At 68.1% G+C, this 25347-nt stretch carries 23 protein-coding genes and 1 tRNA gene; 13 read left to right on the forward strand and 11 right to left on the reverse strand.

Annotated features, from left to right (window positions below; translation table 11 throughout):
* Positions 1–141: 141 nt before the first annotated feature.
* The 7 genes from OID54_RS16345 to galU all read right to left on the reverse strand — a co-directional run bounded on the left by OID54_RS16345 (position 142) and on the right by galU (position 5518).
* A tRNA-Ala gene (locus tag OID54_RS16345) sits at positions 142–215 on the reverse strand.
* Positions 216–319: 104 nt separating this feature from the next.
* Complete coding sequence (sepX, locus tag OID54_RS16350) at positions 320–1408, reverse strand: divisome protein SepX/GlpR (RefSeq protein ID WP_329020270.1); 1089 nt, start codon at positions 1406–1408, stop codon at positions 320–322.
* A 143-nt stretch (positions 1409–1551) separates the two neighbouring features.
* Entirely contained in the window at positions 1552–2154 is a 603-nt protein-coding gene (locus OID54_RS16355) for a GNAT family N-acetyltransferase (RefSeq protein ID WP_329020273.1), read from the reverse strand.
* 14 nt (positions 2155–2168) lie between these two features.
* A complete protein-coding gene (locus OID54_RS16360) occupies positions 2169–2717 on the reverse strand; it encodes a MogA/MoaB family molybdenum cofactor biosynthesis protein (protein WP_329027553.1) in 549 nt (182 codons plus the stop codon).
* 23 nt (positions 2718–2740) lie between these two features.
* Positions 2741–3220, reverse strand: a complete 480-nt coding sequence (gene moaC / locus OID54_RS16365) for a cyclic pyranopterin monophosphate synthase MoaC (protein ID WP_329020276.1) — start codon at positions 3218–3220, stop codon at positions 2741–2743.
* Positions 3221–3308: 88 nt separating this feature from the next.
* Entirely contained in the window at positions 3309–4610 is a 1302-nt protein-coding gene (gene glp / locus OID54_RS16370) for a molybdotransferase-like divisome protein Glp (protein ID WP_329020279.1), read from the reverse strand.
* Between the two features lie 5 nt (positions 4611–4615).
* Positions 4616–5518 carry a UTP--glucose-1-phosphate uridylyltransferase GalU gene (gene galU, locus OID54_RS16375; protein WP_329020281.1) on the reverse strand — a complete coding sequence of 301 codons (903 nt, stop codon included), beginning with the start codon at positions 5516–5518 and terminating at the stop codon, positions 4616–4618.
* Positions 5519–5624: 106 nt separating this feature from the next.
* On the opposite strand from galU, the gene OID54_RS16380 reads away from it, so the two are divergent.
* Complete coding sequence (locus OID54_RS16380) at positions 5625–6254, forward strand: 5-formyltetrahydrofolate cyclo-ligase (protein ID WP_329020283.1); 630 nt, start codon at positions 5625–5627, stop codon at positions 6252–6254.
* Here OID54_RS16380 and OID54_RS16385 read toward each other — a convergent pair.
* Entirely contained in the window at positions 6232–9120 is a 2889-nt protein-coding gene (locus OID54_RS16385) for a penicillin acylase family protein (RefSeq protein ID WP_329020285.1), read from the reverse strand. The two genes, OID54_RS16380 and OID54_RS16385, sit on opposite strands and share 23 nt — an antisense overlap.
* Before the next feature lie 288 nt (positions 9121–9408).
* Between OID54_RS16385 and OID54_RS16390 the strand changes: the two genes are divergently transcribed.
* From OID54_RS16390 to OID54_RS16420, 7 genes are all read left to right on the forward strand, one after another.
* The gene (locus tag OID54_RS16390; RefSeq protein WP_329020287.1) at positions 9409–10848 is read left to right on the forward strand and encodes a potassium/proton antiporter; all 1440 of its coding nucleotides are present in this window, start codon (positions 9409–9411) and stop codon (positions 10846–10848) included.
* A gap of 427 nt (positions 10849–11275) precedes the next feature.
* On the forward strand, positions 11276–12574 hold the full coding sequence (locus tag OID54_RS16395) for an MFS transporter (protein ID WP_329020288.1): 1299 nt from the start codon (positions 11276–11278) through the stop codon (positions 12572–12574).
* Positions 12575–12643: 69 nt separating this feature from the next.
* Positions 12644–13009 (forward strand): FmdB family zinc ribbon protein, encoded by a 366-nt coding sequence (locus OID54_RS16400; protein WP_329020290.1) that lies wholly within the window; start codon positions 12644–12646, stop codon positions 13007–13009.
* 234 nt (positions 13010–13243) lie between these two features.
* Entirely contained in the window at positions 13244–14083 is an 840-nt protein-coding gene (locus tag OID54_RS16405) for an S-methyl-5'-thioadenosine phosphorylase (RefSeq protein WP_329020292.1), read from the forward strand.
* 531 nt (positions 14084–14614) lie between these two features.
* On the forward strand, positions 14615–15178 hold the full coding sequence (locus tag OID54_RS16410; protein ID WP_329020293.1) for a hypothetical protein: 564 nt from the start codon (positions 14615–14617) through the stop codon (positions 15176–15178).
* A 48-nt stretch (positions 15179–15226) separates the two neighbouring features.
* Positions 15227–15355: a hypothetical protein gene (locus OID54_RS16415; RefSeq protein WP_329020295.1), complete on the forward strand. Its 129-nt coding sequence runs from the start codon at positions 15227–15229 to the stop codon at positions 15353–15355.
* 82 nt (positions 15356–15437) lie between these two features.
* On the forward strand, positions 15438–15962 hold the full coding sequence (locus tag OID54_RS16420; protein ID WP_329020298.1) for a large conductance mechanosensitive channel protein MscL: 525 nt from the start codon (positions 15438–15440) through the stop codon (positions 15960–15962).
* A 22-nt stretch (positions 15963–15984) separates the two neighbouring features.
* On the opposite strand, the gene OID54_RS16425 is transcribed toward OID54_RS16420, so the two are convergent.
* Positions 15985–16185 carry a hypothetical protein gene (locus OID54_RS16425; RefSeq protein ID WP_329020301.1) on the reverse strand — a complete coding sequence of 67 codons (201 nt, stop codon included), beginning with the start codon at positions 16183–16185 and terminating at the stop codon, positions 15985–15987.
* Positions 16186–17182: 997 nt separating this feature from the next.
* On the opposite strand from OID54_RS16425, the gene OID54_RS16430 reads away from it, so the two are divergent.
* The 3 genes from OID54_RS16430 (at position 17183) to OID54_RS16440 (ending at position 20474) form a co-directional block, all read left to right on the forward strand.
* Positions 17183–18325: a low temperature requirement protein A gene (locus OID54_RS16430; protein WP_329027555.1), complete on the forward strand. Its 1143-nt coding sequence runs from the start codon at positions 17183–17185 to the stop codon at positions 18323–18325.
* 12 nt (positions 18326–18337) lie between these two features.
* Positions 18338–19411, forward strand: a complete 1074-nt coding sequence (locus tag OID54_RS16435; RefSeq protein WP_329020303.1) for a P1 family peptidase — start codon at positions 18338–18340, stop codon at positions 19409–19411.
* 142 nt (positions 19412–19553) lie between these two features.
* Entirely contained in the window at positions 19554–20474 is a 921-nt protein-coding gene (locus tag OID54_RS16440; protein ID WP_329020305.1) for a DUF6227 family protein, read from the forward strand.
* 339 nt (positions 20475–20813) lie between these two features.
* Here OID54_RS16440 and OID54_RS16445 read toward each other — a convergent pair whose 3' ends face one another.
* Positions 20814–22370 (reverse strand): MFS transporter, encoded by a 1557-nt coding sequence (locus OID54_RS16445; RefSeq protein WP_329020307.1) that lies wholly within the window; start codon positions 22368–22370, stop codon positions 20814–20816.
* A gap of 62 nt (positions 22371–22432) precedes the next feature.
* Between OID54_RS16445 and OID54_RS16450 the strand changes: the two genes are divergently transcribed.
* Positions 22433–23392 (forward strand): helix-turn-helix transcriptional regulator, encoded by a 960-nt coding sequence (locus OID54_RS16450; RefSeq protein ID WP_329020309.1) that lies wholly within the window; start codon positions 22433–22435, stop codon positions 23390–23392.
* A gap of 189 nt (positions 23393–23581) precedes the next feature.
* Here OID54_RS16450 and OID54_RS16455 read toward each other — a convergent pair whose 3' ends face one another.
* Positions 23582–24583 (reverse strand): sigma-70 family RNA polymerase sigma factor, encoded by a 1002-nt coding sequence (locus tag OID54_RS16455; protein ID WP_329020311.1) that lies wholly within the window; start codon positions 24581–24583, stop codon positions 23582–23584.
* Between the two features lie 149 nt (positions 24584–24732).
* Here OID54_RS16455 and OID54_RS16460 point away from each other — a divergent pair, with 149 nt between their 5' ends.
* On the forward strand, positions 24733–25332 hold the full coding sequence (locus OID54_RS16460; protein WP_329020313.1) for a GNAT family N-acetyltransferase: 600 nt from the start codon (positions 24733–24735) through the stop codon (positions 25330–25332).
* Positions 25333–25347 lie beyond the last annotated feature (15 nt).

The raw sequence follows: 25347 nt of genomic DNA on the forward strand, positions 1-25347 counted from the left end.
TATCAGACATCCGTCTCCGAACTCCGGCCTCATTCGGACACCGCCTCGAACAACCCCCAGAAACGACGAAATCCCGCCCGATCAAAGATCGTACGGGAACCCGTCAACCATCCCCGAGCTAGCTCAAGAACAGTCGTGCGGTGGACCTGTGGGGATTTGAACCCCAGACCCCCTCGATGCGAACGAGGTGCGCTACCAGACTGCGCCACAGGCCCTTGCAACGAGTGAAACTCTAGCATCCCCATCCGCGTGCCTGGAAATCCGTTCCCGGGCTGGTCACCAGGGTCCCGTTCGTGTCATTCGTGGGCTGTGCGTTGCGTCATTCGTTGGCCGCGCGGGGGCGATCGTCATCCGCGTACTGGTCGAAAAGCGGGGTGCGGCCACGGTCGCGGGTGGTGCGGCGGGGTGGTGGGGCGTGACGGTTGGCCGGGTCGTCCGGGAGGGGGGTCGGGTCGGCCGTGGAAGAGCGGGCCGAGCTCCAGGTCTCGGGGTCATTCATATCGACTCCGGAGGTCGCCCGGGGAGCAACCGGGGCCGTGACGTACGTCGGCAGGGGGACCGGGACCGGGTCCCAGCTGTCACCGCCGGCCGGGCCTCGGTCGCGCTGCTGGTCGACCCATTCCGCATGGTCCGTCTGCTCCACGAGCGCGCGGCGGCCGGCCTCCTGGGGGGAGACCGGGGCCGGCTCAGGGCGGGGTGCGGAGTCATCGCCGCGAGGGTTGTGGAGATGGTGAGGGCCACGGGCGTCGGGGACCTCATGGCGCGCCGGGGGCGGCGCGGGCTGCTGGCGACGGGGGCGATTGTCGCGCAGCCGGGCCGCGGCGGCTTCGGCTTGACGGCGGTCCATCACGACCACGAACCGCCGACGCTCCTGGGCGCGCAGATACATGATGTACACGCTCAGCAGAACCGCCGGGACGGCCGGCACCCAGAGCAGGCCGAGACCACCGACCGCGGCGGCGATGGCTCCGAAGGTGAAGGCCAGGAAGAGCAGCACGGTGGTGCGACGGCGGCGGGCGAGGACCTTGCTGCGTCGCGCACGCTCGGTCGCGGCCCGGCTGGGGCGCGGGCGCTGCCGAGCCGGTGCGGGCGGCTCGGCGACGGCCGGGGCCGGCACCCTCACCTCCGTGCGGGGCGCGGCGAAGGCCCGGACGTCTACGGAACTCAATCGATCCGTGACGGCATCCGGGTCGACGTCGGAAGGGGGCTGCGTCTCCGTGCGCTCCCGTAGCTCCTTGGCGTACCGGCGCTCCATCGCACCCCGTCCGGACAGCAGCCGGATGGCGGTGGAGAAGCGTTCCGTCGGACGAGCTTCGTTCAACTCGTCCTGCCTGCGGAGCCACATCGGCACCAGATAGGCGGCCCAGGCCCCGACGATGACTGCATAGATGAGGCCGCTGCTGCTCACGGTCACACCGTAGAGGGATTCTTGCAAGGGCATCCGCCAATTGGCCCGGTGTGTCGCCCGATCCCGCTGATATCACGGACTTTTTTGCGAATGTTCAGATCACAAGATGGTCACCCTCGCGTGTATTCGAACATTTATTTTATTTAGCGCGGTGTGCCCGGTCGGGCCCGGTGCCAGCGGTGCAGCAGCCCATCGGGAACCTCCTCGGACGTCAACGCGAAGACCAGATGGTCCCGCCACCCACCGTCGATATGGAGATAGCGGGGGCGCAAACCCTCTTCGCGGAATCCGAGTTTCTCCACGACTCGACGGCTCGGGTTGTTCTCAGGACGGATGCAGACCTCCATCCGGTGCAGACCGATCGAGAGGAAGCAGTGGTCGACGGCGAGGGCGACGGCCGTCGGCATCACCCCCCGGCCCGCGACCTCCTGGTCCACCCAGTAGCCCACATGGCCTGAACACATGGAGCCCCAGGTGATCCCCGCAACGGTCAATTGTCCTACCAGGCGGCCCCGGTACTCGATGACGAAGGGCAGCATCCGGCCCGAGTTCGCCTCGGCGCGCAGATGGCGGACCATTTGGCGGTAGGTCGGGCGCTGGGCGAGCGGGGCACCCGGAACGGGCGGTGGGATGGTCGCCTCCCAAGGGCGCAGCCAGTCGCGGTTGCGCCGGTTGACCTCGCGCCAGGCACGCTGGTCGCGCAGCTTTATCGGGCGGAGGACCACATCGCCGTCCGCCAGCACCACCGGCCAGGACGTGTTCAGCTCGGGCTCCCGGCAGGTCTGGGGTGGTCGCCGCCGTGGAGTTGGTCCACCGCGTGCGACAGGAGTCGTTCCAGGACAGTGAGGCCGTCACGCACTCCGCCGGTCGAGCCGGGCAGATTGACGATCAGGGTTCGTTCCGCCACACCGGCGAGTCCCCGGGAGAGCGCCGCGGTCGGCGTCTTGGCCAGGCCGTGTGCCCGGATGGCCTCGGGGATGCCAGGGATCTCAAAGTCGAGTACGGACCGGGTCGCCTCAGGGGTGCGGTCGGTGGGTGAGATTCCGGTGCCGCCCGTGGTGAGGACGACGTCGTACCGCTCGGCGACCGCGGAGCGCAGGGCCTCCTGGACGGGGTCGCCGTCGGGCACCACCCGAGGTCCGTCGACGCTGAAGCCGAGCCCCGCGAGGCCCTCGACCAGCAGGGGCCCGGTGGTGTCGTCGTACACACCGCGGGCGGCCCGGTTGGAGGCGGTGATCACCAGCGCTCGACGGGCGGGGGGCGGCTGGACGGGGACTTCGGCTGCCGGCCCATGGCTGTGGCTGTGCACCTCGCCGGCGCGCGGTACCCGGCTCACGACCGGCTCCAGGTACCTGACTTGCCGCCCGTCTTCTCCTCCACGCGCACATCGGTGATCACAGCCGACTTGTCGACGGCCTTCACCATGTCCACGATGGTGAGGGCGGCCACGGACACGGCGGTCAGTGCTTCCATCTCGACGCCGGTCCGGTCGGTGGTCTTCACGGTGGCCGTGATCTCCACTGCGTCGTCGGCGACGGAGAGGTCGAGGGTGACACCGGAGACCGCGAGGGGATGGCAGAGCGGAATCAGTTCGGGAGTCCGCTTGGCCCCCATGATCCCGGCGATACGGGCGGTGGCCAGTGCATCCCCCTTGGGGACGCCCTCGCCGCGCAACAGTTCCACCACGCGGGACGACACCCGCACCCGGCCGCTGGCGCGTGCGGTGCGGGCGGTGATCTCCTTCTCGGAGACGTCGACCATACGGGCCGCACCCGCCTCGTCGATGTGTGTGAGCCTGGCTTGGCTACTCATGCTGGTGCCGTTCCCGGTCGGGGGTCTTCGGGCGAGTGGGGCCGCAGGGGCCCATGTGCGCAGACACGCTACTCCCCCCGGCCGGACATCAGCCGAGGAGGACCACCTCCACCTGTGCACCGGACGCGACCGTCGTCACCGTCTCCGCCAGCACGATCAGGCAGTCGGCGTGGGCGAGCGCTGCGACCAGATGGGACCCGGAACCGCCCACAGGGGTGACGACCCCCTTGACCGGGTCGTAGGTGCCGCGGAGGAACTGGCGGCGGTCGGCCGGTGAGCTCAGCGTCCTGTCGGTGTGAAGGGTGGCGTGCACCCGGGGCCGATGGAGGTCTTCCAGACCCATCAGGGCCCGGATCGCCGGACGCACGAACAGTTCGAAGCTGACGTAGGACGAGACGGGGTTGCCTGGCAGCGCCAGCAGCGGGGTGTGCTCGGGTCCGATCGTGCCGAAGCCCTGGGGCTTGCCGGGCTGCATGGCGAGCGTACGGAAGTCGATGCCGCTGCCGGGCTCTTCCGCATCCCCCACGGAGGCGAGGGCTTCCTTGACCACGTCGTAGGCGCCGACGCTCACCCCGCCCGTGGTGACCAGGAGGTCGGCGCGGATCAGTTGGTCCTCGATGGTGGAGCGCAGTTCGTCGGCGTCGTCGGTGACGGCCCCGACGCGGTACGAGAGGGCGCCGGCGTCTCGGGCGGCTGCGGCCAGGGAGAAGCTGTTGGAGTCGTAGATCTGGCCTTCGCCGAGCGTCTCACCGGGTTGGACCAACTCGCTCCCGGTGGACAGCACCACGACGCGCGGCCGGGGCCGCACCCGCACGGTGCCGCGGCCGATCGCGGCGAGCAGGCCGATCTGCGGCGGCCCGAGGACCGTGCCCCGGGCGAGCGCCAGATCGCCGGCGCGCACATCGCTGCCGCGGGTGCGGATATGGGCTCCCGCGGTGACCGGCCGGTGGATGCGGACCTCCCCGCCCGCTCCCTCGGGTGCGGTGTCGGCCGGCAGCATCGTCGTGACGGCGCCCCCACCGGCGCCACCGTCGGTCCACTCGACCGGAATCACTGCTTCGGCGCCCGGCGGCAGGGGTGCGCCGGTCATGATGCGGGCCGCTTGGCCTGGTCCCACCTCGGGCGGCGTCCCACCGCCCGCCGCCACATCGCCGATGACGGTGAGGACGGCGGGAAACTCCTCGGTGGCCTGCTCGACATCCGCCGTACGCACCGCGTACCCGTCCATCGAGCTGTTGTCGAAGGGCGGCAGGGCCACGGGAACCGTGATGTCCTCGACGAGGACGCAGCCCTGCGCCTCCAGCAGGTGCAGCTCGATCGGTTCGAGCGGGCGGATCGCCCCGAGGATGTCCTCCAGGTGGTCGTCCACCGACCAGATCGTGCTGCTCACCGTCGTTACATCTCCTCGGTCACATAGCTGCGCAACCAGCTTCGGAACTCGGGTCCCAGGTCTTCACGTTCGCATGCGAGTCTGACAATGGCCCGCAGATAGTCACCGCGGTCTCCGGTGTCGTACCGCCGACCCTTGAAGACGACTCCGTGCACCGGGCCGCCCACCGTCTCGTCCTCGGCCAGCTTCTCGATGGCGTCGGTCAGCTGGATCTCGTTGCCCCGGCCGGGTCTGGTCTCGCGCAGTATGGCGAAGATCGCGGGGTCGAGCACATAGCGGCCGATGATCGCGAGGTTGCTGGGAGCGTCGGCAGGGTCGGGCTTCTCGACCAGTTCGGTCACCCTGACGACGTCTTCCTCGGCGGTGGCCTCGACACCGGCGCAGCCGTAGAGGTGGATCTGTTCCGGCTCGACCTCCATGAGGGCGATCACACTGCCGCCCATCCGTTCCTGGACCTCGACCATCCGGGAGAGCAGGGGGTCGCGGGGGTCGATCAGGTCGTCACCGAGGAGGACGGCGAACGGCTGGTCCCCGACGTGCGGGGCGGCGCACAGGACGGCATGGCCGAGACCGCGCGGGTTGCCCTGGCGCACATAGTGCATGGTGGCCAGGTCGCTGGACTCCTGGACCTTCTTCAGTCGGTTCTCGTCGCCCTTGCGGCTGAGCGCCTCTTCGAGTTCGTAGTTGCGGTCGAAGTGGTCCTCCAGGGGGCGCTTGTTCCGGCCGGTGATCATCAGTACGTCGGAGAGGCCCGCGGCCACCGCTTCTTCGACGACGTACTGGATCGCGGGCTTGTCGACGACAGGCAGCATCTCCTTGGGAGTGGCCTTGGTCGCGGGGAGGAAACGCGTTCCGAGACCGGCGGCAGGGATGACCGCCTTGCTGATCCTGGGCTTCGACTGATTCATTTTCGGCACACCATCCGGTGAGTATGGGTAGAAGATAAGCCTTCGGTTAACTTCCTTACGATAAAGGGACATACGAGAGATTTACGTGAATCTGACAGGAAGTCATATGCCGGAAGATGATGGGGAGCTGTCGGCGGCGAAGAAGGCCCTGCGGCGCGAGCTCCTCGCCGCCCGCGCCTCCCTCTCCCCCGACCAGTCGCGGGCGGCGGCGCAACTCCTCGCGGAGCAGGCACTGCGGCTGCCCGAGCTGACCGGGGCGGCCACGGTCGCCGCGTACGTCTCGATTGGGCGCGAGCCCGGCACCCGGGCACTGCTCGACGCGCTGCGGGAGCGGGGGGTACGGGTCCTGCTGCCGGTGCTGCTGGCCGACAACGACCTCGACTGGGGCGAGTACCAGGGCCCCGACCTGCTGGTGTCCGCCGGACGCGGGCTGTTGGAGCCCACCGGACCGGGACTCGGCACGGATGCCGTGGTGGAGGCGGATGCCGTGCTCCTTCCCGGGTTGGCCGTGGACGCTCGCGGAATGCGACTGGGCCGCGGCGGCGGCTCCTACGACCGGGTACTGGCCCGACTTGCGGCGGCGGACGTGTGGCCCGCACTGGTGGTGCTGCTCTACACGCACGAGGTGGTCGAGCAGGTTCCCGTGGAACCGCACGACCACCCCGTGGACGCCGCCGTCACACCGAACGGGGTGCGACGCTTCGCCACGACCGTCAGGGACCGGCCTTCGGAGTGAGGGTGAGGGTGTCGACCGTGTTGGTCTCCACCGCCTTCGGGCTGAAGGACCAGTCGAGCAGTTCGCCATTGGCCCACTTGTCCGTCTGATCGGTGTAGTGGGCGCTGTAGGCGTGCCCGGAGGCACCGGAGAGGTTGATCCAGCGGGACTTGTCCCAGTCGCCGACGTTCACGACCATCCGCATCGACGGCACCCAGACGACCTCGTAGCCCGCGGCGGCGTTCCAGCCGGTGGCGTTGACCGTCGCCTCACCGCCACCGAGGTTCCACGGACCGCGGTTCAGGAGGTACTGGAGGAAGCCGGGGCCATCGGTGCCGAGCGTCTGGTTCTTCAGCGTCAACTGGTGCAGTCGGCCCCAGCTCCAGCTGGAGATGTCCTTGCCCAGCTCCGCCGTGAGCTCCCAACGGGCGTCTTCCATGGCCCGGGCGAACAGCTCGTCCCGGGTGTCCGTCGCCTTGTCGTTGCGGCTCGCGGGCGAGCGCCACCAGCTGTTCTTCTCATCCTTCACGATCTTGCGCACCACCTCGAACCAACGGTCACCGCCGTCCGGCTGGGCCGAGTCCGCATCGCGCTGACCGCACTCGATGACCCGCTCCAGCTCATCCAGGGGTGCCGTGCTGTCCGCCGGGCGGACGCTCAGACAGTCGCCCTCGACCCGCATCTCCTTGGGGAGCTTGTTGCCGAAAGCGAGCTTGAGGATATGGCGCCAGACCGCATTGAAGTACGCGGCGGCGGCCGAGTCCGGCTCCTGGCTGTAGTCCCAGGTCTCCAGCAGCTTCTGTGCCTCGCGGACATACGGATCCGAGATATCGATCTTCAGCAGATAGTGGGTGAGGATCTTCGCGATCTCACTGGTGTTGTCCATCTGCATGGTGCGCATGTCTTCGGTGGAGATCTTGCCGCCGTCTTTGATCTTCGACTCGATCAGGTTGTTGATCCGCTGGCTGCGCGCACCGTACCCGTAGTCCTTGGTCAGCAGGTGCTGGTACTTCTCGGGGTCAATGACGGCCTGGTTGGCGGTGACGATGTAGCCGCGCTCGGGGTCTTCCTCGTACGGCATCTCGTCGAAGGGGACGGGGTCCCGCTCCCAGTCGTAGTCCGGGTCCCAGCCGAGGGCCGGGACGGAACCGTCGCCCTTCTTGCGTACCGGGATCTTGCCGGGGGCCTGGTAGCCGATCTTGCCGTCGGCATCGGCGTAGATGAGGTTCTGCGATGGCACTTCGAAGTCCTTGGCCGCGGCGCGGAACGTCTTGAAGTCCTTCGCCCGGTTGAGGTCGAACACCGCGTCCATCGACTTGCCTGCGTCCAGCGCCGTCCAGCGCAGCGCTATGCCGTAGCCGGTCGCGCGGTCGGGGGCGGGGACATCGTCGGGGACCGGCGCCTTCTGGCCGACCTTCTCCAACTCGCTGCTGCGGTCCGAGATCAGCGGACCGTGACCGGTCTGGCGCACCGTGATCGTCTTGCTCTCACCGCCGGCCACCTTGATCACTTCCTTGCGGGTGATCAGTTCCTTCTGCTCGTCGCCCACCTGGTAGGAGTTGCCGCTCAACTTCTCCAGATAGAGGTCGGTGACGTCGGCGCCGAGATTGGTGAAGCCCCAGGCGATGTCCTGGTTGTGGCCGATGACCACCCCGGGCATCCCGGAGAACGTGTAGCCCGCTGTCTGGAAGGTGCAGGCGTCGGAGACCTTCCGGCAGTGCAGACCCATCTGGTACCAGAGCGAGGGCAGCTGGGGCGCCAGGTGCGGGTCGTTGGCCAGCAGGGGCTTGTTCGTCGTCGTGTACTTGCCCGAGACGACCCACGAGTTGGAACCGAGCCCGTTGCCGTTGGGACCGAGCAGGGCGGGGATGCTGTCGAGGGATTCGGAGACGGCGGCGAGTTGGGAGTTCAGTCCCTCGGTCGCGTCCGTGGCATCCGCGGGCGCGCCGTCGGTGCCTTCGGCCGGGGTGCCTCCGGCGTCATGGCCGAGTGTGCCCTCGGTGCTGCTGTCGCCCGAATCCTCGGACTGTGCGCCGTTGTCGACATCGCCACCAGTGCCGTCGGTGCCGTCGGTGCTGTTGCCGTTCTCGTCTTCCCGAATGTCGCCCCTCGGCTCCGCCTCCGGGTCGAACTTCTTCGTGGCGGGATCGACGGCGCCGTTCTCCATGATCGGCTTGTTCTCGACGCGATACGGCGGATAGAGGTCCTTGATCTGCTTCTCGTCGAGCCGACTGGTCAGCAGCGAACGGTCGATCTCCTCCTGCATGTTGCCGCGCAGGTCCCAGGCCATCGCCTTGAGCCAGGCCACCGAGTCCACCGGGGTCCACGGTTCCGGCTTGTAGTCGTTGGTGAAGGCCAGCGCCGCGTACTCGAAGGAGAGGTCCTTGCCGCCCTTGCCCTGGAGGTAGGCGTTCACACCGTCCGCGTACGACTTCAGGAACTTCTTGGTGTCGGGCTCAAGCTTCTCGTCGTACTCCTGTTGCGCGACCTGCCGAAAGCCGAGCGTGCGCAGGAACGAGTCGGTCTCCACCAGGTCGGAACCGAACATCTCGGAGAGGCGACCCGACGTCATATGACGGCGTACGTCCATCTCCCAGAAGCGGTCTTGGGCATGGACGAACCCCTGGGCGCGGAAGAGGTCGTCGTCGCTGTCGGCGTAGATCTGCGGAATTCCGTAGTCGTCGCGCTTGACTTCGACCTGGCCGCTCAGGCCGGGAATCTCGATGGTTCCGGTGGTTTGGGGGAAGGAGGCACGTACGGCACTCACACCCCAGTAACCGCCGTAGCCGATCCCGCCGAGCAACGCCAGCACCAAGAGGATCACGAGCAGGCGGGCGCGTCGCCCCTTCTTCTTCTTGGGGGAAGAGGCGGTTGTGTTGGCGGGCATCGCTGTCCTTCGAGGCGCAGGCTGGTCCAGGAGTGCTGGGAGCAACCATAGGCGCAGCGTCGCGGCGCCCCTGACGCGGTATCCGAAATGCGCACCCTCGGCTGGGCGTTTCCCATGGCTGCGGCCCTGTTGGCCATGATGATCTACGCGTCAAGGAAACGTTAAAGATTAGGTAAGGTAACGAAGTGTCGCCGCCCGGAGTAACGATCCGGCATGTAGAGGCGCGAGGGGAAGGATCGGCCACTGACTGTCCACGATCTCAACGAACTCCTGCTCGTCTGCTCGCTCGTGCTGCTCATCGCCGTTGCGGCAGTGCGGATCTCGTCGCGCAGCGGACTCCCCAGCCTGTTGCTGTATCTCGGCATCGGCATCGCCATAGGGCAGGACGGCTTCTTCGACGTCAAGTTCGACAATGCCGAACTGACGCAGGTCATCGGCTATGCCGCCCTGGTGGTGATCCTCGCCGAAGGTGGCCTCGGGACCAAGTGGCAAGAGGTCAAACCGGCCCTGCCCGTGGCGGTCGCACTATCGACCGTCGGTGTCGCGGTCAGTGTGGGCATCACGGCCACGGCGGCCCACTACCTGGTCGGTCTGGAGTGGCGGCAGGCGCTGATCATCGGCGCGGTGGTGTCGTCGACGGACGCCGCGGCGGTCTTCTCCGTACTGCGCAAAGTGCCCCTGCCGTCCCGGATCACCGGTGTGCTGGAAGCCGAATCGGGCTTCAATGACGCGCCCGTGGTCATCCTGGTCGTCGCCTTCTCCGCGGCCGGACCGGTGGATCATTGGTACGTACTGGTCGGCACGATCGCCCTGGAGTTGGCGATCGGGGCGGCGATCGGACTGGCGGCCGGGTTCCTGGGCGCCTTCGCCCTGCGGCATGTGGCACTGCCCGCTTCAGGGCTCTATCCGATCGCCGTGATGGCGATCGCGGTGGTCGCGTACGCCGCCGGCGCGATGGCCCACGGCAGTGGGTTCCTCGCCGTCTATCTGGCGTCGATGGTCCTCGGCAACTCCAAACTGCCGCACGCCCCAGCCAACCGCGGGTTCGCGGAGGGGCTCGGCTGGCTGGCGCAGATCGGGATGTTCGTCCTGCTCGGGCTGTTGGTGACCCCGCACGAACTGGTCGACGACTTCTGGCCCGCGGTGACGGTGGGGCTGGTGCTGACGGTGGTGGCCCGTCCGCTGTCGGTGTTCATCAGCCTGCTGCCGTTCCGTCTGCCACGGCGCGAACAGATCCTGCTGTCCTGGGCGGGACTGCGCGGAGCCGTTCCCATCATCCTGGCCACCATCCCGATGGTGAGCGGTGTGGAGGGCAGTACCCGGATCTTCAACATCGTGTTCGTTCTGGTCGTCGTCTACACGCTGGTGCAGGGGCCGACGCTGCCCTGGTTGGCCAGGGCGCTGCGGATTGGGCCGGGTGCACCGTCCGATCTGGGGGTGGAGTCCGCACCGCTGGAGCGGCTGCGCGGGCATCTGCTCTCGGTGTCGATCCCGGACGAGTCGCGGATGCACGGCGTGGAGGTCGGCGAACTGCGTCTGCCGCCGGGGGCTGCGGTCACGCTCGTCGTCCGGGAGGAGAAGAGCTTCGTGCCCTCGCCGACGACGGTGCTGCGGCGGGGTGACGAACTGCTGGTGGTGGCCACGGACCCGGTACGGGACGCGGCCGAGCAACGACTGCGGGCCGTTGGACAGGGCGGGAAGCTGGCGGGATGGCTGGGGACCGGTTAGGCGGGTCGGGCCCACGGTATGGGCACGCGGGATGGCTGCGTGTGCGGGACCGTGACGGCTGGTGCCGGGTGCCGTCTCTCGCCCGGGCGCTGGGCAGGGGGACGGTGCCCCTACGGGCGTCCGGGCAGGGGGTGGGGGAGGCGGTACCGCACTTCCGCCCCCTGGCAGGATCGTTTCTGCGCTCCCGCCCGACCCCGTCATTTGTCGACTATCGACGCCTTTGAAGATCCCTGTACGATGAGTGCACATCTGATCGACCACCTCTGCCTGACGCAGAGCTGGCGCGACCGTATGGCGGCCGAGAAGCCCTCCGCAGTTCGCAGTGGGGACCCGGTATCTACCGCAGTCCCGCGCGCATAGAGGACAGCTCTCGGTCGCTCCCGCCACGCCATGGGAGTGCCCACCAGGCGGCAGAAAGGCACGGACCGTGGCATCCACGGTCACCACCGGCAAGCGGCCGGGCTACGGACAGTTGCTGCGAACCCCAGGAGCCTGGAGCTTCCTGCTCCCCGGTTTCGCAGCACGACAGCCCTTCGCCATGCTGACCATCGGCATCGTCCTGCTGGTCCAGCACACGACCGGTTCCTACGGCAGCGCGGGAGCCGTCGCCGCCGTCACGGGTGTCTCCATGGCACTCTTCGCCCCCCAGAGCGGCAAACTCGCGGACCGATACGGCCAACGCGCCGTACTGCTCCCCGGGGTCCTGGTGCACACCGCATCCGTATCCGCCCTCACCGCGCTCGCGCTGGCCGACGCCTCCTTGTGGGTGCTGTTCGCCGCCGCCGTACCCGCGGGCGCGTCCGTTCCCCAGGTCGGCCCCATGGTGCGCGCCCGCTGGGCGGCCAAGCTCGACGGATCGCCGCTGATGCAGACGGCAGCCGCCTTCGAATCGGTGACGGACGAGTTCACCTTCGTCGTCGGCCCGGTCCTCGCGACGGCGCTGTGCACCGGGGTCCACCCCGCCGCCGGTCTGATCGCGGAAGCCTCGCTGACCCTGGTCGGCGGCCTTCTCTTCGCAGCTCAGAAGCGCACCCAGCCGCCCGTACGCCTCTTCGACGGCGCCGTGGGCACCCGGGGCCGGGTCTCCGCGTTCTCCATTCCCGGCGTACGGGTTCTGGTGGTCGCCTTCCTCGGCATCGGCACGGTCTTCGGCGGCATGCAAGTCTCGCTGACGGCCTTCACGGAAGAGATCGGCAACCCCGGCGCGAACGGTCTGCTGTACGGGATCTTCGCCGCGGGCAACATGCTGGCAGGCGTCGTCTTCGGCGCCATCGCCTGGAAGAACGGTCCACGACGGCGGATGGTGATCGGATACATCGGACTGACGCTCGCCGCGTCGGTGCTGTGGACCATCGACTCACCCGCCCTGCTCGCGGTGGTCGGGCTGCTGGTGGGACTCTGCATCGCACCGGCCCTGATCGGGGGCTACACACTCGTCGAACCGCTGGTGCCGGCGTCTGCCCGGACTGAGGCGTTCACCTGGCTGACGGGTGCGGTGGCCCTCGGCCAGGCCGCGGCGGTCACCACGGCCGGACAGTTGGCCGACGCCCACGGCTCAGCAGCCGGGTTCGCGGTGCCCCTGGTGGGGACCGCGCTCGCCCTGGTCACCCTTCTCGCCCTAGGGTCACGACTGACACCGGCCACCGCCGGAACCACGGCCAAGGGGCTCGTGGCAGCTCGTGGGACGAGTGGGATGGATCACCGCACGCGGGTGACGGTGGACTGATTCAACGGAATACGTCACTATGGACCGTCGTTTAGCACTCATTGAGTGAGAGTGCCAGGAGGAAGACCAGTGCCGACCTACCAGTACCAGTGCACCGAATGCGGCGAGGGCCTTGAGGCGGTGCAGAAGTTCACCGATGACGCCCTGACCGTGTGCCCGAGCTGTGACGGACGCCTCAAAAAGGTGTTCTCGGCGGTCGGCATCGTCTTCAAGGGCTCCGGCTTCTACCGCAATGACAGCCGCGGCTCTTCGTCGAGCAGCTCCAGCGGTTCCTCGGCGACGCCGGGGAAGTCGTCCGATACGAAGTCGTCCGACTCGAAGACCTCGGAGACGAAGGCGAGCACGTCATCCGCCTCGTCATCCTCGTCCTCGGGCTCGTCATCCACTTCGTCGTCTTCATCATCGTCGTCGCCTTCGTCTTCGTCGGCGGCCTGATCGATTTTCTGGCGGCGGCCTGACCGGGCCGCCGTCCGGTACGGCTGCGAGCTCGACCGCCGTATCCACCCGCATTTCTGCTACGCCCCGGGTCCTGCCGTACTCATACGGCAGGACCCTTCGCGTACCCGCTTACGGGTGCCTCAGAGCTGCCTCACGGGTGCCCCACGGATGTCGCGAAGAAAGCTGACGCGACGTACCGGTCGCATGGTGCGCGTCGATAGTGTGGCCGGCATGGCGAACACGAGCGCAGAGATCGGCGTGATCGGTGGATCCGGGCTCTACTCCTTCCTGGAGGACGTGACGGAGATCCAGGTGGACACCCCCTACGGCAGTCCCAGCGACTCCCTCTTCCTGGGCGAAGTTGCAGGTCGGAAGGTCGCCTTCCTGCCCAGGCACGGCCGTGGACACCACCTTCCGCCTCATCGCATCAACTACCGGGCCAATCTGTGGGCCTTGCGCTCGGTGGGCGTACGCCAGGTGCTGGCGCCGTGCGCGGTGGGAGGGCTCCGACCGGAGTACGGACCGGGGACGCTGCTCGTTCCCGATCAGTTGGTGGACCGTACGAAATCTCGTGTGGAGACCTATTTCGATGGCGCCCCACGGGCGGACGGCGTCGTTCCGAACGTGGTGCACACCACGTTCGCCGACCCCTACTGCCCGGCAGGGCGGACCGTGGCGCTCAAGGCCGCCCGCGGGCGGCAGTGGGAACCGGTCGACGGCGGGACGCTCGTGGTCATAGAAGGGCCGCGATTCTCCACCCGGGCCGAGTCCCGCTGGTTCTCGTCCGAGGGCTGGTCGGTGGTGGGGATGACCGGGCACCCCGAGGCGGTGCTCGCCCGGGAGCTGGCCCTCTGCTACACCGCGTTGGCACTGGTCACGGACCTGGACGCCGGTACGGAGACGGGCGATGGCGTATCTCACACGGAGGTGATGCGGGTGTTCGGCGAGAAGGTGGGACAGCTGCGCGAAGTGCTCTTCGACGCGGTGGGTTCGCTGCCGGGCCAGGACGAGCGCGACTGCTTGTGCGTGGACGCACACGCCGGCTGGGACCTGGGGTTCGACCTGCCCTGACGATGACAGGGGCAAGGACGTCACTGCGGCGGCGTCCGGATCCGGCCGGTGGGTCGGCCTCTGGGGGCTGAACACCACGATCCGGTGAGGGAGTTCTCCACAATGGGCCCGCTGTCCACAGGCGGCAGCGGGTTGGTGGCGCAACAGGGATGGTGAGGGGCGAAAGAGCCCCGGGTGACCGGGGCTGCTCCTCACGACGGGCGGTTCCTGGTCATGGACACAAATCCCCCTGCTTCCACCGGTGCGCGGCCGACGACGGCGTCACCGCGGCGGACCGTCTCCCGGCCGACTTCTGCTGCGGTGTTCTCTTCCTCAGTTGTCCCGCCCACGACGATTCGCCATGAGTTACCGCCCCCCGCGGCTACTTTTGCGCCCGGAGCCGCACCCGAACCCGGAGCCCCACCCGGAGCCGGGGCCGCACCGGCGATGGCTCGCTCTGCGCCACCGCCCGCGATGACGGGCCCCGTGGGGCGCCCCCGTCCGTGCGGCTGTCAATCGACAGGTCAAGCACATGCCTTGGTTCTATCGGACGTGTCGGAACGGGCGGTCGGGACGGGTCCCGCGCTTCCTGCCGCAACTGTTCCTGAGCCGCAGCGGATTCCTGAGTTCGCTCCCCTGCGGGTCCAGGGCGGGGCACACCGGCTGAGGCGGGCCCTTCACCGTCGGCGGCGGCAAGGGCTCGCCGCGGGCCTCGCGCTGGTCGCGACTGCCCTGGCGGTCGCGAGTGCGCGCGGGGAGGACGGCGATGCCGGCAACGCCTCCGCGGTCCCGCCCCGGCCGAGGCCACCCGCAAGCTCCGTCGAGATGGTCTCGGCGCCCGTGCGCATCGCGGACGGGGAGACGGTCCGACTGCTCAGGCCGGGAGATCGGCTCGATGTGATCGCGGTGCCGGATGCTCCAGCGGGCGGGCGGGGCGAGCAGCCTCCGGCCCGGGTGGTGGCGGCTGGCGTCCGAGTGACGGAGGTGCCCACGGCATTGGACGTCGACGGCACAGGGGACGGCGGTGCTCTGGTCGTGCTGTCGGTTCCTCGAAGCACCGCCGTCGAACTGGCGGGGGCGAGCGCGGCCACCAGGTTGGCGGTCACCCTGCGATGAGCGTCGTGTTCGGCCCGGCTCTCCGGCCAGCGCGGCGGGGCAACCTCCATGTCCACGCCAGCGCTGAGCGCGCCCGCACACCTGGCCGTGCCCGTCCACGCGGGTCCACTGGCCGCGCTCGTCCACGTGGGTCCACTCGTACTGGCGTGCCGTCGGGTCACCTCCCGATCGCGCTGAAGTGGACATCACAGCCATGCGTTGGCTTAGGTTGCGGGGGGGTTTGACCCCGTCCCCCGTACATGCAACGAAAGGCTCAGTGTTGAGCGAGCAGAAGGTCAGCGTCCTGGAGGGCTTCAAAGCCTTCTTGTTGCGCGGCAATGTGATCGATCTGGCTGTCGCCGTCGTCATCGGCGCGGCATTCACCCAGATCGTCAACGCCGTGGTCAAGGGCGTTATCAACCCCTTGGTGGGCGCATTCGGCACCAAGAACCTGGACTCCTACAGCTCCTGCATCAAGGGGACCTGCGAGGTGGTGAACGGCGAGGTCGACGGCATCAAGATCCTTTGGGGTTCCGTCCTCGGCGCGACCCTCAGCTTCCTGATCACCGCGGGCGTCGTCTACTTCCTGATGGTGCTGCCCATGGCGAAGTACTTGGCGAAGAAGGCCGCCCGCGACGCTGCGAAGGAAGGCGCGAAGGAGGTCGTGGAGCTGTCGGAGCTGGAAGTGTTGAAGGAAATCCGCGACACGCTGATCGCCCAGTCCGGGCGTGGTACCGCCACCGGCTCCACCGGTTCAGGTCCGGCACCGGGAAGCGGCCCTGGCACTGGCCCGGGCCGCAGCTAGCGACAGATCGGGCCACAGGGCTTCACACGTGGTGGGGTGGCTTCTCATCGAGGAAGCGTCCGAGATCATCGTCGCCGCTCGTTGGAGGCCGCTCACCCCACCCTCGGTCCGTATCGTCCGAGGACTGCCGGTCCAGCGGATCGTCGAAGTCGATCCTCGGCTTCGGCGGCTCCTGCCGGAGGTGCTTCGCATCTCGCGATCCGGGGGCGGGGGCGGTGCTCATGCGTCCAGGGTACGGCGGTGTTGCGCGCCCCGGCCAGCAGCGCCGCACGCCCGCCGGATCCGAGCGGGCGGTGCCCGAACAGCCGGTGCGGACCGGGGGCCTGGCCAGGGCGTGGCTGTGGACGCATTGTCGGTACCGCCGTCCTTTCGACCGCCGGGCCCCGGGCTCGTGGATCAACCCCCATGCACCTTGCGTGCCGGTCCCGGTCGACCACCATGCACTCTGCTTGCGGAGCGACAACCGAGGATCCTGCACGCCGGTCGACCACCGTGCACCCTGTGTGCCGGCCGGGGCCTTCTCCATCGGGCAGCAAGGTGCCTGTGGAGGGAGGCCGGTCCGATCGTTCCGGATCCTGAGCACCCCTCCGACGGCCGCCGTCGGGTGGCGATACAGGGGCATGGGTGGCGTGGGCATGGGCGGCGTGGGCGACGCCCTGACCGCGAGGCCGGTTGGCGCGGGAGCCCTGGGCCCTGCGCCCAGGGTGTTCGGGAGCCGGGTGCCCGGGAAGCAGTCGCTCGGAAGCCGGGTGGCGCGGGCATCCAGCCCTCGCAGTCAGGCCCTCCCGAGCTCATCGTGTGCCTTGGGCGTCCCCACGCCGAGGGGTGATCGTTTAGCCCACTCGGCCGGGCCGAGAGGGCCGAACAGCCGCCGGAGGTGCGCGTCTCGGTGCTGGGCGGGGTGCCTCTGCTGTTCTGGACCCATGACGTCTCCTGGCAGCTCGGACACCCCGGGCCACTCCCGCGATCCGAACGCCTCGGACGCGAAGGGAGTACCCGAACCGCCGGTCGACCCCGTCGAGCGGCCACCACAGGCGGCAGGTGCCGACGAGCCCACCGGTTCCGGCCCCTCCGGGAGGGCGGGTTCCACCCATAGCAGCGGGCCCGCAGGGGCTGAGGGGGTTGCCGGGGCTGCTCCCCCCACCGTGGTCAAGGCGGCTGACCTCGACTCCGCCGATGGAGCCGACGCCACGGACGAGGGCTATGGGCCGCTGCGTCCGATGGTCCCGAGGCGAAGGGACGAGCCCCACCGCTCCGCCACCCCGTTGGAACTGTTCTTCGACCTCTGTTTCGTCGTCGCGGTCGCCCAGGCGGGCCTCCAGTTGGTCCACTCCCTCGCCGAAGGCCATCCCGGCACCGGTGTCATCGGCTATGCCTTCGTCTTCTTCGGCGTCTGGTGGGCCTGGATGAACTTCACATGGTTCGCCTCGGCGTACGACTGCGATGACGTGCCCTATCGGCTCGCCACCCTGGTGCAGATCGCCGGTGTCCTGGTCTACGCGGCTGGGATTCCGCGGGCCTTCAGCGACAACGACTGGGCGATCGCCGTCTCCGGCTATCTGATCATGCGGCTGGCGTTGGCCACCCAGTGGCTGCGCGCCGCCGCGGCCGAACGGGGGCAGGCCCGGTCGACCGCCGTGACGTACGTGATGGGCATCGCCCTGTGCCAGGCGGCCTGGGTGGTGCTGCTGTTCGCGCCGAAGGAGTCCCGGCACTGGCTCTTCCCCGTGGTGCTCGTGGCCGAACTCCTGGTGCCGCTTATCGCCGAGCGGCACCACGAAACGCCCTGGCACGCTCACCACATCGTGGAGCGCTATGGCCTGTTCACCCTGATCGTGCTGGGCGAGACGATGGCCGCGAGCACGGTGGCCGTGCAGTCAGCGCTGGACGAGCACAAGGCGGTCGCCGAACTGCTCCCGATCGCCGGCGGTGGGCTACTGATCATCTTCTCCGCCTGGTGGATCTACTTCGCTGTGCCGGCGCACGAGCGACTGATCTCCAATCGGCAGGCGATCCCCTGGGGCTACGGTCATGTCCTGATCTTCGGCTCCGCGGCGGCGATCGGGGCGGGGCTGGAGGTGGCGATCGAACACGCAGTGGGCGTGGCGCATATTTCGGAAGTGGCCGCTGCTGCCGCGGTCACCATCCCCGCAGCCGTCTTTCTGCTGATCGTCTGGTTGTTGCACGCGCGGCACTTCACGCGCGGCCCCTTGGAGCAACTCCTGCTCCCACTGGCAGCGCTCGCGGTTTTGGCCGTCACCTTCGCCGGTGGCTGGGCGGTCCTTGCGGCGGGTCTGGTGCTGGCCGCGACGGTCGCCGTCGGCGTGACGACCAGCTCCCGGTCCCATGCCCTGACCACGTGATACGCAAGGGGAATGAGTGATACGACCAGGATCGACGCCCTGACCGATGTGACGGGGCTGCGCGTCGGCCATGCACGGGTACCCGGCGCTCTCGCGCTGAGTGGCACCACCGTCGTACTCGCCCCCGAGGGAGGTGCGATCGCCGCGGTCGACGTACGCGGAGGAGGACCGGGCACCCGGGAAACCGATGCGCTCGATCCACGCAATCTGGTCCAACGCATCGAAGCCGTCGTTCTGACCGGGGGCAGTGCCTTCGGTCTGGATGCGGCGTCGGGGGTGATGGCGTGGTTGGAGGAGCAGGGCAGAGGCGTCCCCGTGGGCGCTCCGGGGCAGGTGGTGCCCGTGGTGCCGGCAGCCTGTGTCTTCGACCTCGGCCGTGGCGGTGACTGGCGGGCCCGGCCGGATGCTTCCACCGGGCGGGCGGCCGTGGTGGACGCGGCCGGCTCGGCGCTGGGCGCACCCGTGGCGATGGGCACGGTCGGAGCGGGCACGGGAGCCGTTGCGGGGGGCCTCAAGGGGGGAATCGGGACCGCGAGCGTTGTGGTGGAGGGGAAGGCGGCGGATGGCGCTCGGATCACCGTGGCCGCACTGGTGGTGGTGAACGCCGTGGGCTCGGTGATCGATCCACTGACGGGCCTGTTGTACGGGCAGCACTTCACCGGCGCCAACGGCGGTGCCGAGCGGGCCCGTCCGCCTTCCGCGGCGGTCCATGCCAGGGCGGTGCGCCGGCTTGCGGAGGCAAGGGCAGCCAGTGGCCCGGCGCCGCTCAACACGACACTCGCGGTGGTCGCTACCGACGCCACGCTGACGCGTGCGCAGGCGCAGAAGCTTGCAGGCACGGCGCACGACGGCATTGCGCGCGCCGTCCGTCCGGTGCATCTTCTGAGTGACGGAGACACGGTCTTCGCGCTCGCCACCGAGGAGGTGCCGCTTTCGCACGAGAACCCACTCGCTTTCAACAATGTGCTGGCTGCGGGCGCGGACGTGGTGACAGAAGCGATCGTCAAGGCGGTTCTGGCAGCAGAAGGGACCAGCACCCCAGGTGGCTCATTCCCCTCGTACGGGGAGCTTTACGACATCAACTGATCCAGGCAGTATGCCGCTTGTTAAGGCTGCGGGAACTTCACAAAGAGTTCCTTCGTTTTCCCGAAGCCGGGACGCACCGTCAGAGCCAGGGGCTACTTTTAGCAATCAACAAGTTACGTGTGGCGACGGCCAGGAGACCCCATTGAACGATCCGCATGAGACAACCGAGTCGCACATCGCGCGGCTTCTGGGTCGGGCGCTCAACTCCTTCGAACTGCCTGATGCCACGATCGAGAGACTCGATTCGGCTCTGGCGCACGCGAGTTCGCTCCATTCATCGCATCACAGCGGCACGCTCGACCGGGCGACCTACCGTCACGCGTACCTCCTCAGTGACGGCAGCGACCTCGTGCTGTGGGAGTTGGTGCATAGCTCCGGACCCGCGGGCCCCGAGCAGCACGAGTTGTACGAGGAGGAGGCGGAGGTCCGGCTTGCCGCGTCCCGCCTACCCGCAGGATTCCCGGGCTTCGCCGATGATGAGGCCGCCGGCCCATACGGCACCGCAGAGACCGACCCGCACCACACGGACCCACAGTCAGCGGCACCCTTCGGTAGTGCGACCTTCTCGGAGACAGCCGGTCTGCTGGAAGCCATCGCCGACCTCGAAGCCGCCCAACTCATCGGCCCGATCGGCCCGGGCGGGGACGAGCAGTCGCTCGGCCAGTCCGGCATCGACGCCGACTTCGCACTGCTCGCCCGGCTGCTCGCCGCGCCCCCTGCCCCGCTCCCCAGGATGTACGTACCGGACAACTCGGCGGACCATGCACGGCGTGTGTTGCGCCGCGCGGAGAACGTCGACCGTCCGGGCGAGGAGACGGCTCAGGTGCTGCGGTCGGCCTTCGCGCACCACATCACCCAGGTCTTCGGACAGCAATGCCTGATGGCGGGCAAGGACGCCGGATTCACCCTGTACGAACACGCCTTCCTACTGTTCGACGGAACCGAGTTGAGTCTGTGGGAGGTGGAGCACACCCTCACCCCGAACGGACGCCATATGTGTGAGGTCTATGGATCCGAGCACCGTGCACGAGAGGCCATGGAGCACAGGTCCCGAGTCCGCTGACCGTACATCCGGGTGTGTTGACCACCGCACGGCCGTCATGTCCCGGGACCGGTAGGCAACTCGGTAACCCCCCACGCTCAGCCTTCAGCCACGTCAGACAGCCCTCATCCGACCCTCTTCACCCAGCCCATGGCCCGAGGCCGAGAAGTCGTCTCTCCGCCCTCGCCCAGAACTTTCACCCAGCGGCCTCCGCGTAGGAGCCGGCAGACGGTCTTCGACTGCGCGCGCCAAGGGGAGCAAGGGGAAGGGCCCGACACGGGACACGTCCCCCGTCGAGCCTCTCGTCCATCTTCGGCTTACCACCGTGCCCCGCCCCGAAGGACGCCCCTCAGCCGCGCCTCAGTGCGTCATCGCGGGCTTCTTCCCCAGGTCGGTCCCGCCGGCAGCACCCGGGCCCCCCGAACCATCGCCCTCGTCGGCGCCTTCGCCATCCTGCATGCCTTCCAGATGTTGCTTGGGCTTCGCGGGCAGCGCGAACATCACCACGAAGATCAGGGCCAGAATGCCCACGACCCACCACAGCGAGTTCTGGAACGCCTCGCCGAACGCGCGCCCCACCGTCTGCGGAGCCATCTCCCGTTCGTCGATCGAGCCGAAGAAGACCACCGACACCAGGGCGAGTCCGAGCGCGTTGCCCATTTGCTGTGTCGTGCTGATCAGGCCGGAGGCCGAACCCGCATGGCCTCGGGGCACATCGGAGAGCACGGCGTCCGTCAGCGGCGCCACGATCAGGCCCATCCCCACGCCCATCACCACCAGGGGCACCATCATCTGCCAGGAGTTGATCTCCGTCCCATAGTGGTCGGCCTCCCAGATGTAGAGCAGCATTCCGGCGGCCATGGTCAACGCACCCGCCTGGAGCACCTTGCGGCCAAAGCGCGGCACCAACTTCTGCACCGAGAGGCCGGCCGCCACCGACACGGCGATGGAGAAGGGAACCCCGGTCAGACCCGCCCTCAGGGCGCTCCAGCCGAGCCCGATCTGCATGTACAGCGTCCAGACCAGGAAGAAGATCCCGCAGACGATGCCGAAGACCAGTTGCACGGCGATACCGGCGGCAAAGCTCTTGACCGTGAACAGCGAAAGCTCGATCAGCGGTGAACCGTCCTTGCGGGCTTTGTACCGCTCGTACGCGACCAGGGCGGCGAAGACGACGAGGCTGCCCGCCATGCACAGATGTCCCCACAGCGGCCAGTCCAGCTCACGGCCACGGGTGAGCGGGTAGACGAGCATCAACATCGCACTGGTGACCAGGACGACACCGATGATGTCGAGACGCAGTGCCTTAGGGGCACGCGACTCGGTGATGTACTTCCGGCCCAGGATCAGCCCCGCGATGCCCACCGGCAGGTTGATCAGGAAGATGGGACGCCACTCCAGCCCGAAGAGGTTCCACTCAGTCAACAGCGCGCCCAGCAGGGGGCCGGAGACGGCTCCGAGCCCGACGATCGCACCGAACAGGCCGAAGACCTTGCCGCGTTCGTGCGCGGGGAAGGTGGCGTGCACGATGGCGAGGACCTGCGGGACCATCAGAGCGGCTGTCGCTCCCTGGAGCAGTCGAGAGGCGACCAGCATCTCCGAGCTCGCCGCGAACCCGCAGAGCGCGGAGGCGAGGGTGAATCCGGTGATGCCGATGAGGAAGAGCCGCTTGCGACCGTAGATGTCGCCGAGTCGACCGCCCGTGATGAGGCCGGCGGCGAACGCCAGCGCATAGCCGGCGGTGATCCACTGGATCGCGCCGAAGGAGGCGTCGAGGTCCCTTTCGATGCTCGGGATGGCGATGTTGACGATGGTGACATCGACGAGGTCCATGAAGGCTGCGGTCATGACGATGGCGAGGGCGATCCACCGTCGCCGATCTGAGGCCGCATCAGTTGCGGGGGGCTGTGAACTCATGAGGAGGAAACTAGGCCCTCAATAGGTCAGATGATGTCCTAGTTACCGGTCATCCTTGGCCCATGACCGACACTCCCGCACGTCTGCTGAATCTGCTCTCCCTGCTCCAGACCCCGCGCGAATGGCCGGGCAGCGAGCTCGCCCAGCGCCTGGAGGTGAGTCCACGGACGATCCGACGCGATATCGACCGGCTCCGCGACCTCGGCTATCCCGTGGAAGCGACCAAGGGGTCGATCGGCGGGTATCGATTGGTAGCGGGGAGCGCCATGCCTCCGCTCCTCCTCGACGACGAGGAAGCCGTTGCCATAGCGGTGGGGCTGAGAGCGGGGGCGGGCCATGCGATCGAAGGGATCGAGGAAGCCTCCGTACGGGCGCTGGCCAAGCTGGAACAGGTGCTACCCGGGCGGTTGCGGCACCGGGTCACCTCGCTACAGTCGGCCACCGTGCCGCTGACCAGAGGGGACGGCGCGACGATCGACCCTCGAACGCTGACGGTGATCGCGGGAGCAGCGAGCGGGCAGGAGCGGCTGCGCTTCGGCTATCGGGCGGGGGACGGTACGGAGACGAACCGGCTGGTGGAGCCGTATCGGCTGGTGTCGACCGGGCGCCGCTGGTACCTGGTGGCGTACGACCTGGCGCGCGAGGACTGGCGCACCTTCCGCGTCGACCGGATAGCCGAGCCCTTCGCCACAGGTGCGCGCTTCCCCGCGCGGGAGCTTCCCGGCGACGGGGCACAGGAGTTGCTGGGCCACTCCCTCGCACGTCAACAGCCACACGAGGTGGATGTGGAGTTCTTCGCCCCGCCGTCGGAGGTGGCGGCCCAGCTTCCGGAGTCGCTCGGGGTGCCCGTGGGGACGGCGGACGGTTGCCGGGTGCAAGGGCGGTCGATGGACTCGGTGGAGTGGCTCGCGGTGCGGCTGGCATTGGTGGGGTGTGAGTTCCGGGTGCACTCCCCGGCGAGGCTGGTGTCCTACCTGGCGGAGCTGGGCGATCGCGTGACCCGCGCCGCCTCGGGGAGCTGACGAAGGGAGCTCCCGAAAGGTCCCAGCCGGACTCGCCCCAACCGGGGTCGCGCCGGATTCGACCAGCCGGACTCTTCCCGGCCGGGGCTGCCCCAGGTCCGACTGAGCCCGACCGGGCGACTTCGGGAAAGGGAGGACCCCGAGACCAGGGGGGGTGGGTCTCGGGGTCCGTCTAGGGGGCGCGGTGGGTCACGCGGCTGCGTCGAAGCCGGTGTCCCGCGCCATTTTCTTCAGCTCCAGCAGTGCGTGCTTCTCGATCTGCCGAATGCGTTCGCGCGTCAGTCCGTGTTCCTTGCCGACCTCGGTCAGTGTCCGCTCGCGGCCGTCCATGATCCCGTACCGCATGCGAATGATCGACGCCGTCCGCTGGTCCAGCTTGCCGATCAGGTCGTCGAGTCCCTCGCTGCGCAGCAGTGTCAGGACGGACTGCTCCGGCGACACCGCCGAGGTGTCCTCCAGCAGATCGCCGAACTGGGTCTCCCCGGCGTCGTCCACCGCCATGTTGAGGCTAACCGGGTCTCGTGCCCAGTCGAGGACGTCAATCACTCGCTCCGGCGTCGAACCGAGCTCCGCAGCAACCTCGGCGGGCTCAGGATCGCGGCCCTTCTCGCGGTTGAACTCGCGCTGGACCCGGCGGATGCGCCCGAGCTCCTCCACCAGGTGGACGGGGAGCCGGATGGTCCGGGACTGGTCCGCTATGGAGCGGGTGATCGCCTGGCGAATCCACCAGGTGGCGTACGTGGAGAACTTGAAGCCCTTGGCGTAGTCGAACTTCTCGACCGCGCGCACCAGTCCTGCGTTCCCCTCCTGGATCAGGTCGAGCAGGGGCAGACCGCTGCGCGGGTAGCGGCGGGCGACCGCCACCACGAGTCGTAGGTTCGAGCGGATGAAGACGTCCTTGGCGCGCTCGCCTTCGGCCACCAGAGCCTCAAGCTCCTCGCGCGTGGCACCGCCTGCTTCGCTCTCGACCTCTTTCTCAAGGATCTGTCGGGCGTACACCCCGCCTTCGATGATCTGGGACAGCTCGACCTCCTTGGCGGCGTCGAGCAGCGGTGTACGCGCGATTTCATCGAGGTACATGCCGACCAGGTCGCGGTCGGCGATCTCCCCGCCTACTGCGCGAACGCTGCGTACCCGGTCGGTGGTCCCTTTGTTCTCGGACTGGCGACGGGCGACGGCACGGGTTGCCATGCGAGCTCCCTTTGCTGAGTTAGTCGCGACACCCTTTCGGGTGCCCTGCATCCGATGGAATCAACGACTGGAATCAAGACAGAATTCCCGTGGATCACTTCAATTTTTAAGATCTTGCAGTACCCTGTCGCCCCACCAAAGGAGGCTCTGTGTTGCGGGAACGGACAGATGTGCAGGTCAGAGCGGGTTCCGAGGCCGATCTGGAGGCGCTGACGGACCTCTACAACCACTACGTCCGCGAGACGGCGATCACATTCGACATCGCCACCTTCACTCCCGAGCAGCGTTTGCCGTGGCTGCGTTCCCACCCTAAAGACGGCCCGCACCGTCTTCTGGTTGCTCGTGCCCTCACAAATGCTGATGAACACCCTGAAAAACAGTCCCAAAACGAGGGTGTACTGCTCGGGTACGCAACCAGCAGCGCCCTGCGCCCCAAGGCGGCATATGACACCTCGGTCGAGGTGAGCGTCTATTGCGCTCCCGACGCCGCGGGTCTCGGTATAGGAACGCTTCTGTACGAGCACTTGTTCCGGGCCCTCGCCGATGAGGACGTCCATCGCGCCTATGCGGGGATCACCCAACCCAACGAGGCGTCGACCAAGCTCCACACACGATTCGGTTTCCGCCAGATCGGCACGTATACCGAGGTCGGACGGAAGTTCGGACGGTACTGGAACATCAACTGGTACGAGAAAGAACTGAACGGGACTCCCCTACGCCCCGAGGGGCCCCTGGGTCCACAGGTCTAGGACCACAGCCCGTTA

It is taken from the genome of Streptomyces sp. NBC_00690 (assembly GCF_036226685.1).
In the GTDB taxonomy this organism is placed as follows: Bacteria; Actinomycetota; Actinomycetes; order Streptomycetales; family Streptomycetaceae; genus Streptomyces.